This is a genomic window from Aeromonas australiensis (assembly GCF_000819725.1).
Taxonomy (GTDB): Bacteria; Pseudomonadota; Gammaproteobacteria; order Enterobacterales; family Aeromonadaceae; genus Aeromonas; species Aeromonas australiensis.
Genome location: NZ_CDDH01000050.1, coordinates 64,889 through 73,292, shown reverse-complemented (window position 1 = coordinate 73,292; position 8,404 = coordinate 64,889). Strand labels below are relative to the sequence as shown.

Below are 8,404 nucleotides of genomic sequence, written 5' to 3'. Positions count from 1 at the left end.
ATTCCCGCAACGGAATGTCATTTACAAATGATTGGAGCGGGAAACGAGACTCGAACTCGCGACCCCGACCTTGGCAAGGTCGTGCTCTACCAACTGAGCTATTCCCGCAACATTTTGGTTGTCTTGAGGCTGGCTGATGATTGGAGCGGGAAACGAGACTCGAACTCGCGACCCCGACCTTGGCAAGGTCGTGCTCTACCAACTGAGCTATTCCCGCATCGGGCTGGTTTGCACCAGTGTCATCATCAGATTTTTGGAGCGGGAAACGAGACTCGAACTCGCGACCCCGACCTTGGCAAGGTCGTGCTCTACCAACTGAGCTATTCCCGCAACTACCTTAAAACAGGCCGTACAGCATTTGGTTGCTTGCGCTACTGTACGGGAGCCGAATTATAAGAGCAGTCATTCCAATTGCAAGGGCTTTTTTGTCTGGTTGCGCGCGTTCGCTTAAAAGCTGGCCGAACTGTCGATTTTAGCAGCCAGCGCATGACAACCCTTTGCCGGGGAATCAGATCTTGAAGACGTGGCTGCGATAGAACTGCAGCTCGGCGATGGATTCACGGATGTCGTCCAGCGCCTGATGGGTACCGCTCTTCTTGAACTGATCCAGCAACTCCGGCTGCCAGCGGCGTACCAGCTCCTTGATGGTGCTGACGTCGATGTTGCGGTAGTGGAAGAAGGCTTCCAGCTCGGCCATGTGCTTGACCATAAAGCGGCGATCCTGACCGATGCTGTTGCCGCACAGCGGGCTGGTGCGCTCCGGCACCCACTGGCGAATGAACGCGAGGGTCTCGGCAATGGCTTTCGCCTCATCGTGCTGGCTCGCCTTGACCCGGGCCACCAGACCGCTCTTGGTGTGGGTGTTGACGTTCCACTCGTCCATCTTGGCCAGCTCTTCATCACTCTGATGAATGGCGATGACCGGCCCTTCGGCCAGTACGTTCAGATCCTTGTCGGTGACTATGGTGGCAATCTCCAGTACCACGTTCTCTTCGGGGTCGAGACCCGTCATCTCCATGTCGATCCATACCAGGTTCTGCGCGCTGACTGTCATGATTGCTCTCTCTATTGGGAGGAATGGCGGAATTTTGCCAATTTGCATGTATCATACTGGCTTTGGATCTGTTCATAAACTGGCGAATCGAGTGGCAAAGAAAGCAAAACTCAATCTGGGTCAACAAAGGCGCGTCCAGGCCAACCGCGAACGGCGGCTGCAAAAAGATCACACCACAGTGGTGGATGACACCCTGTTTGGCCCCGCCATCGAAGGGGTGGTGATCAGTCGTTTTGGTCAGCACGCAGACGTGGAAGCGCGTGACGGCACCATCCACCGCAGCAACCTGCGGCGCAGCAGCATCAGCAGTCTGGTGTGCGGCGACAAGGTGGTGTGGCGTCCCGGCCTCAATGCCGCGACAGCGGGCGTTATCGAGGCGGTGCATCCGCGCCACTCGGTACTGACCCGGCCGGACTTCTACGACGGGGTCAAACCCATCGCCGCCAATATCGACCAGATCATCATCGTCTCGGCGGTGATGCCCGAGTTCTCCACCAACATCGTCGACCGCTATCTGGTGGCCGCCGAGGATGTGGAGATCCGCCCCCTCATCGTGCTGAACAAGGTCGATATGCTGGATGCCGCCGCCCGCGCGCGCATCGAGCGCCAGCTCGAAACCTACCGCAAGCTCAATTACGAGGTGCTGCTGGTGAGCTGCGAGAGCGGCGAAGGGCTGGATGAGCTTAAAGCTGTTCTGACCGACAAGATCAGCATCTTCGTCGGCCAGTCCGGGGTGGGCAAATCGTCCCTCACCAATGCCCTGATGCCGGGGCTGGATGTATTGACCGGCGAGATCTCCGAAAACTCGGGACTCGGCCAGCACACCACCACCACGGCGCGGCTCTACCACTTCCCGAGCGGTGGCGATCTCATCGACTCCCCCGGGATCCGCGAGTTCGCTCTCTGGCATCTGGAGGCCGACCGCATCACCTGGTGCTTCGTCGAGTTTCGCGACTATCTGGGTGGCTGCAAGTTCCGCGACTGTACCCACAAGGACGATCCCGGCTGTGCCCTGCGCGCCGCGGTCGACGCGGGCGCCATCAGCGCCGATCGCTTCCACAACTATCACCGCATCCTGGAAACCATGCAGGAAGCCCGTCACGGTCGCCAGCAAGCGCGCCTGTGACCCTAATAAACCAACGTTGATGATGAACATGAGCATTACTGACAACCTGAAAATTGCCGGTCAATACTGTCTGCCCAAGCACGCCCTCTCCCGTCTAATCGGTAAATTTGCCGCCGCCGAAGCGGGCAACCTCACCACCAGGGTGATCGAGGCCTTTATCAAGCAGTACCAGGTCGACATGAGCGAGGCGCTGCACGAGAGCCCGGCCCACTACAAGAGCTTCAACGAGTTCTTCACCCGCGAGCTCAAGCCCGGTATCCGCCCCGTGGTAGAAGATGCCATGACCCTGGCGCTGCCGGTGGATGGCACCGTCAGCCAGCTCGGCCCCATCCAGCAAGGCCGCATCATTCAGGCCAAGGGCCACGACTACAGCGCCCGCGAGCTGCTGGGCGGCGATGAGGATCTGGTGGCGCCGTTCAAGGATGGCGACTTCGCCACCATCTATCTGGCGCCCAAGGATTACCACCGCATCCACATGCCGCTAGACGGCGTGCTGGAGAGCATGGTGTTCGTGCCGGGGGATCTCTTCTCCGTCAACCCGCTCACCGCCGAGAACGTACCCAACCTGTTTGCCCGCAACGAGCGGGTGGTCGCCACCTTCCGCACCCCGCACGGCCCCATGGCGCTGGTGCTGGTCGGTGCCACTATCGTGGCCAGCATCGAGACCATCTGGGCCGGCAACATTGCGCCGACCAAAGAGAAGAAGGTGGTACGCTGGGACTACAGTGGCGACGAGGCCATTACCCTGCAAAAAGGTGCCGAGATGGGCCTGTTCAAGCTGGGCAGCACCGTGGTCTGCCTGTTTGGCCCGGGCATGCTGGCCGGTTTCGAACCCCATCTGGCCAATGGCGTCACCACCCGCATGGGTCAGCCCTTTGCCAAACTGGCGGAGCAGGCATGAGCGAGCAACCGAACGCCTCGCAGAAGAACAACCCGCTGCACGGGCTGACGCTGGAAGCCATCGTCACCGCGCTGGTCGAACACTACGGCTGGGAAGCGCTGGGGCAGCAGATCAATATCCGCTGCTTCACCGATAATCCCAGCATCAAGTCCAGCCTGAAGTTCTTGCGCAAGACCCCCTGGGCCCGGGAGAAGGTCGAAAGCCTCTACCTCTACGTCCAGCGCAAGCAAGCCAAATCGAAGAAGGAAGGACAAGATGGCCTTTAAGATTACCTACACCTATAAAAAACAGGCCAAAGAGATCGGCTACGCGAACGACAAGTTCCGCAGCATCTACGACGCCATCGCCGCTGCCGAAGGGCTGGATCTCACCAGTTTTCACGCCATGGAGGCCCAGCTGGCTCAGGTTTGTCGCCGTGACAAAAAGAGCGTGAAGGATTATCAGGAGAACTACTTCAAAGAGTTGGGATTCTCCAACATCGTCATCGAACGGGATCTTCAGGAGTAACCATGCGCACCTTGACTCTGATGGCCGCCTCTCTGCTGCTGGCGGCATGCAGCACACCTGAACAACATCTGGTTGGCAGCGATCGCGACAGCCACGGCTGTATCGGCAGTGCGGGCTATCAGTGGTCAGCGCTGACTGGCAAATGTGTACGCCTGTTCGAGCAGGGTATTCGGCTCAATCCGACCGACACCAGCCAGACCAGCAGCGCCTTCGTGCTGTTCAATGCCGACCAGACGCAGGCCGAACTGCATCTACCAAGCGGCGAGCAGCACCTGCTGACCCGTCAAGGTGCGGAGGGCAACTGGTCGTGGCAGGGTAGCGGCTACACCCTCTTTATCTGGAAGGGTTATGTGCTCAAGCAAGGTGCCAAGGCGCTCTATCACGGGGAATAACCCGATCGCCTGATATCTTCCCGATATCCGCCAAATAAAATGCCGACCCAAGGGGTCGGCATTTTTGTATCTGACACAACCGGTTATCATGCGCGGCTAAGGTAATCGGCCTGCCCCACCCACTTGTAGCTGGTGAGCTCGGTCAGCCCCATGGGACCACGGGCGTGCAGCATCTGGGTCGACACCGCTACCTCCGCCCCCAACCCAAACTGGCCGCCATCGGTAAAGCGGGTCGAGGCGTTGACATAGACCGCCGCCGAACCGGCGCCATTGACGAAACGCTCGGCGTTGGCCAGATCGTTGGTCAGGATGGCATCGGAGTGACCGGCGTTATGCTCGCGCATATGGGCCAGCGCTTCGTTGACGTCTGCCACCAGCTTGATCCCCAGCGTCAGCCCCAGCCACTCGGTATCGAAATCCTCCGGCCCCGCCTCACACAGGTTGTCGGCGCCCGCCAGCAACGCCATGGCGTTGGGCGCGGCCACCAGCGTCACCTTGCGCTCGTTCATCAGCGTCACCAGCTGCGGCAGGAGGGTAGCTGCCACCTTCTCGTGCACCAGCAGAGTATCGAGGGCATTGCAGGCGGAGGGGCGCTGCACCTTGGCGTTGTCGATAACCGCCAGAGAGCGCACCAGATCGGCGCTCTCGTCGACGAAGATATGGCTGATACCGAACCCGCCGATGATGACCGGGATGGAGCTGTTCTCCTTGCACATCTTGTGCAGGCCTGCACCGCCACGGGGGATGATCATGTCCACATAGCGGTCGAGGCGCAGCAACTCGCCGACCAGCGCCCGATCCGGGTTGTCAATGTACTGCACCGCCGCCTCGGGCAGACCGGAGGCCGCCAAGGCATGCTGGATCACCCGCACCAGCTCCAGATTGGAGTGGAAGGTCTCGCGCCCGCCACGCAATATGCTGGCGTTGCCAGTCTTGAGGCAGAGGCTGGCGATGTCGATGGTGACGTTGGGACGCGCCTCGTAGATGACGCCGATAACCCCGATGGGCACCCGACGACGGGAGAGCCGCAGGCCATTCTCCAGCAACCGGCTATCCATTTCAGCACCGACCGGATCATCCAGCGTGATCACCTTGCGCACATCCGCCACAATCCCGGCCAGCCGGGCAGGATTGAGCAGCAGGCGATCCAGCATGGCTTCTGACAAGCCCGCCTCACGGCCGGCAGCGATATCTTTCGCGTTGGCCGCCAGGATCTGTTCGCTGCGCGCCTCCAGCTCGTCGGCGATGGCGGCCAGCGCCCGATTTTTTTGCGCCGTGCTGACGGTAGCCAGCTGATAGGCAGCTTCTCGGGCCGCCTGCCCCATTTTCTCCAGACTCATCTCATTTCCCTTTGTTCATGCCGTGCCACCCTGATTAGAGCAGCACCATATCGTCTCGATGGATGGCTACTGAACCATATCCATAGCCCAGTACCTGCTCAATCTGATCCGAGTGGACGCCGCGCAGCTTCTCCAGCTCCAGATGGTCGTAACGGCAGATGCCGCGAGCCAACTCAGCCCCCTTGGGATCGAGAATGCGCACCACATCGCCCCGAATAAAGGCGCCCTTGACCGCCACAATCCCCTTGGGCAGCAGGCTGGAGCCTTTCTCCTTCATGGCGGCGACAGCACCCTGATCCACATGGACTTCGCCGTGAGGGGGCGGGCCTGCCAGGATCCAGCTCTTGCGCCCTTCCAGCGGGGAGGCCAGCGCCGGGAACAGGGTGCCAATCCGCTCGCCCTTGGCAAGACGGCCAATCACCTCCGGCATCTGGCCGGTGGCGATCACCACGTTGACACCAGCTCGACGGGCCACATCGGCGGCCTGCAGCTTGGTAGCCATGCCGCCGGTGCCGAGGCCACTGACACTGTCACCCGCCAGCGAGCGCAGGGTATCGTCGATGGTCTGCACCTCTTCAATGAGCTGGGCATCGGGATTGGTGCGCGGATCGGCGGTAAAGAGCCCCTTCTGGTCGGTCAGCAGGATCAGCAGATCCGCATCCGCCAGAATGGCGGCCCGCGCGGAGAGGTTGTCGTTGTCGCCGACCTTGATCTCGGCGGTCGCCACCGCATCGTTCTCGTTGATCACCGGAATGATCCTGTGATCAAGCAGGGTGCGCATGGTATCGCGGGCGTTGAGGTAGCGTTCACGGTCTTCCAGATCGGCGCGGGTCAGCAACATCTGGCCGATATGCAAACCGTAGAGGTTGAACAGATCCTGCCATACCCGAATAAGCTGAGTCTGACCAACCGCCGCCAGCATCTGCTTGTTGGGCAGGGTTGGAGCCAGTGGCGGGTGACCCAGATGCTCACGCCCGGCGGCGATAGCCCCTGATGTAACGACCACGACCCGATGGCCGTGACGGTGTAAGGCCGCACACTGTCTGACCAGCTCGACCATATGGGCACGATTGAGCTGGGAAGACCCCCCTGTGAGCACGCTGGTGCCCAACTTGACGACTATGGTTCTGTTTTCCATGGGAGCATAAAGGCTAAAAAAGTAAGGAATATCTTTATACCCACGGCCATGGTGCCCTGCAAGGCAATTAACGCCGGGGTGAAGATATGGGCAAAGGCCCGGATGATTGCGGACGGAAGGGTGAAATGGCTGACTGATGGCCCGGCAAGCACTGTGGTGGTGCTCGCCGGGCATCAGGGATCAAGCAGCGGTCACGGTCAACTCATTGGTGACCTGATCCGCTGGCGCTAACTGGCACTCCAGTGCCGTCAGTTTGTCGCTGATCAGCTTGTAGAAACGGTTGAGGGTCCGTTCCACTTCTACCTGGTGCTTCTTGGGGATCGGCTTGTCGAGCCACTCGCCATCGGCGTTGTACAATCCGAACTGATAATGGTAGCGAAACAGATGATCCTCCTGCTCCAGCACCAGCCACCAGCCCCAAAACTCCCGCTTGTCCGGCGCCGGCTTGGCACTGACACAAACGGAAAGACTGTCGAAGCGGTACAGCCCCTCTTCACAGAGATCCTCACGCAAATAGGGGCCAATGGCAGCAAACTGCCTCAGCAGTCGCTTGTAGGTCACTCTTTCAGACATGTTCACCTCCCTGTTAAACAAGCCACACCACCTCAGGATGGCGTTAGTGCTTTAGCGCAATGTCAGGTACATAAATGCTGTTTCAGCCACTCGACGATTTCGTCCAGCGCCTTGTCATATACCTCCAGCAAAGGCTGTTTGTCGAAAACGATGGCCTTGCCGTTACGACTGGCCGCCGCCAATGCCCGTACATCCGGTTCGGGACAAATAAAATCTCGCTTGTGTCCAATACTCAATATCGGCACGGGGGTGCGCGTCCCCAGTAATCCTTGTGTTTTAAGTGAAAAAACCTGGCACTTGGTACCCATGACATCCCACTGAGCGGCATCACTTCCCAACCGGTTGGCAATGCTGTCACGCATCATGCGCGGACACTTGGCAAACAAATTCTGGTTAGTAAATACCTGATTGACCCCCGCACCAACGCAGACCACTGTGCGCAGCTTGAAGGGTTCGATAAAGGCCAATCTGGCCGCGATATTCCCCGCCAGTCGGAAACCAACCATGGCAATGCGCTGATGATCGACCCAGGCCACATCAGAGAGATAGTGCAGCACCGCCTGATGGAGACGGCTGGTATCCTGCACCAGCGGCCAATGTTCAGAATAACCAATGCCCGGCATATCAAGCGACAGCATGCCGATGCCGTTGGGCTCAAGTCGCTTGAGATAGAAATTGAGAAAATCGAGCTGCAACGAGTCGATGCCACCACTGATGATCACCAATGGTACCGGCTTGTCGGTGGTCGGCAGATGGAGATACCCCTGGATATGCTTGCCGCGAAAGGGCACCTGGATCTCTTTGAGCGGCACCTTGAACAGGCGGCCCGCCTCGCGATAGGCCATGTTGCCCAGTAACTGGGCCTGATCCGCCAACTCATCCCCCTTGAGGTGGGGATAACTGGCGATGGAGTAGTAGCGCACCGCCCTGAGCAGCTGCTTCAAGGCGCCAGAAGTATCACCCTTCTCGCGCAGTTCGCGGCCCTTCTTGAAATAGGTGCCAGCCACCTGGCTCCATTCGTAGATCCAGTTGCCGGACACGTAGCCCTTGATGGTATCGAGATAGCAGTCGTGGGTACGTTCACCGCTCGCCATGGCGATGCGGGCAAGGATCTGCTCCATTTCGACCGGATCAGCCCCCTGCCAAGCCCAGGAGGGGCGGCGCAGCAAGCGATACCAGCTCTTTGACATGGAGCCATCGATAAACATTTCGTCAGAGCCGGCCTCCACCGGATCAGCCGCACTGGAGTTGGAAACCTCGGATGTTTCCACTACCTTCTTGACGCGAGTGAACAGCTGCTCGGTTAACGTGAGTTCTTCGTTCGAATCCAAGTTGATGTCTCATTCCTATCAGGCAATGACCCATCTTAACCA

10 protein-coding genes and 3 tRNA genes are annotated in these 8,404 nt (G+C 59.3%); 5 read left to right on the top strand and 8 right to left on the bottom strand.

Going from position 1 to position 8,404, the window contains the following annotated elements; all coding sequences use genetic code 11:
* Positions 1-32: 32 nt before the first annotated feature.
* The 4 genes from BN1117_RS07540 to orn form a co-directional block, all read right to left on the bottom strand.
* A tRNA-Gly gene (locus BN1117_RS07540) sits at positions 33-108 on the bottom strand.
* A 33-nt stretch (positions 109-141) separates the two neighbouring features.
* Positions 142-217, bottom strand: a tRNA-Gly gene (locus BN1117_RS07535).
* A gap of 37 nt (positions 218-254) precedes the next feature.
* A tRNA-Gly gene (locus tag BN1117_RS07530) sits at positions 255-330 on the bottom strand.
* A 178-nt stretch (positions 331-508) separates the two neighbouring features.
* Positions 509-1,054: an oligoribonuclease gene (gene orn, locus BN1117_RS07525; RefSeq protein ID WP_040096195.1), complete on the bottom strand. Its 546-nt coding sequence runs from the start codon at positions 1,052-1,054 to the stop codon at positions 509-511.
* A 91-nt stretch (positions 1,055-1,145) separates the two neighbouring features.
* On the opposite strand from orn, the gene rsgA reads away from it, so the two are divergent.
* From rsgA to BN1117_RS07500, 5 genes are read left to right on the top strand one after another with little or no spacing between them, the layout of a single operon-like run.
* A complete protein-coding gene (rsgA, locus tag BN1117_RS07520; protein WP_040096202.1) occupies positions 1,146-2,180 on the top strand; it encodes a small ribosomal subunit biogenesis GTPase RsgA in 1,035 nt (344 codons plus the stop codon).
* Positions 2,181-2,208: 28 nt separating this feature from the next.
* Positions 2,209-3,081 (top strand): archaetidylserine decarboxylase, encoded by an 873-nt coding sequence (asd, locus tag BN1117_RS07515; RefSeq protein WP_040096193.1) that lies wholly within the window; start codon positions 2,209-2,211, stop codon positions 3,079-3,081.
* Positions 3,078-3,347 carry a VF530 family protein gene (locus BN1117_RS07510; protein ID WP_040096191.1) on the top strand — a complete coding sequence of 90 codons (270 nt, stop codon included), beginning with the start codon at positions 3,078-3,080 and terminating at the stop codon, positions 3,345-3,347. The genes asd and BN1117_RS07510 overlap by 4 nt, the downstream gene beginning before the upstream one ends.
* Positions 3,337-3,588: a DUF2960 domain-containing protein gene (locus BN1117_RS07505; protein ID WP_005338984.1), complete on the top strand. Its 252-nt coding sequence runs from the start codon at positions 3,337-3,339 to the stop codon at positions 3,586-3,588. Before BN1117_RS07510 ends, BN1117_RS07505 begins: the two co-directional genes overlap by 11 nt.
* Before the next feature lie 2 nt (positions 3,589-3,590).
* Positions 3,591-3,980 carry a hypothetical protein gene (locus BN1117_RS07500; RefSeq protein WP_040096189.1) on the top strand — a complete coding sequence of 130 codons (390 nt, stop codon included), beginning with the start codon at positions 3,591-3,593 and terminating at the stop codon, positions 3,978-3,980.
* An 86-nt stretch (positions 3,981-4,066) separates the two neighbouring features.
* Here BN1117_RS07500 and BN1117_RS07495 read toward each other — a convergent pair whose 3' ends face one another.
* From BN1117_RS07495 to frsA, 4 genes are all read right to left on the bottom strand, one after another.
* Positions 4,067-5,320 carry a glutamate-5-semialdehyde dehydrogenase gene (locus BN1117_RS07495; RefSeq protein WP_040096187.1) on the bottom strand — a complete coding sequence of 418 codons (1,254 nt, stop codon included), beginning with the start codon at positions 5,318-5,320 and terminating at the stop codon, positions 4,067-4,069.
* 34 nt (positions 5,321-5,354) lie between these two features.
* Positions 5,355-6,458 (bottom strand): glutamate 5-kinase, encoded by a 1,104-nt coding sequence (gene proB, locus BN1117_RS07490; protein ID WP_040096185.1) that lies wholly within the window; start codon positions 6,456-6,458, stop codon positions 5,355-5,357.
* A gap of 180 nt (positions 6,459-6,638) precedes the next feature.
* On the bottom strand, positions 6,639-7,031 hold the full coding sequence (gene crl, locus BN1117_RS07485) for a sigma factor-binding protein Crl (protein ID WP_040096183.1): 393 nt from the start codon (positions 7,029-7,031) through the stop codon (positions 6,639-6,641).
* Positions 7,032-7,093: 62 nt separating this feature from the next.
* The gene (frsA, locus tag BN1117_RS07480; RefSeq protein WP_040096182.1) at positions 7,094-8,362 is read right to left on the bottom strand and encodes an esterase FrsA; all 1,269 of its coding nucleotides are present in this window, start codon (positions 8,360-8,362) and stop codon (positions 7,094-7,096) included.
* Between the last annotated feature and the right edge of the window lie 42 nt (positions 8,363-8,404).

What these genes read in the sequence shown, in the direction of transcription:
- orn (WP_040096195.1), bottom strand. Translation starts at nt 1,054, where the DNA reads ATGACAGTCAGCGCGCAGAACCTGGTATGGATCGACATGGAGATGACG.
- asd (WP_040096193.1), top strand. Translation starts at nt 2,209, where the DNA reads ATGAGCATTACTGACAACCTGAAAATTGCCGGTCAATACTGTCTGCCC.
- BN1117_RS07510 (WP_040096191.1), top strand. Translation starts at nt 3,078, where the DNA reads ATGAGCGAGCAACCGAACGCCTCGCAGAAGAACAACCCGCTGCACGGG.
- BN1117_RS07505 (WP_005338984.1), top strand. Translation starts at nt 3,337, where the DNA reads ATGGCCTTTAAGATTACCTACACCTATAAAAAACAGGCCAAAGAGATC.
- BN1117_RS07500 (WP_040096189.1), top strand. Translation starts at nt 3,591, where the DNA reads ATGCGCACCTTGACTCTGATGGCCGCCTCTCTGCTGCTGGCGGCATGC.
- BN1117_RS07495 (WP_040096187.1), bottom strand. Translation starts at nt 5,320, where the DNA reads ATGAGTCTGGAGAAAATGGGGCAGGCGGCCCGAGAAGCTGCCTATCAG.
- proB (WP_040096185.1), bottom strand. Translation starts at nt 6,458, where the DNA reads ATGGAAAACAGAACCATAGTCGTCAAGTTGGGCACCAGCGTGCTCACA.
- crl (WP_040096183.1), bottom strand. Translation starts at nt 7,031, where the DNA reads ATGTCTGAAAGAGTGACCTACAAGCGACTGCTGAGGCAGTTTGCTGCC.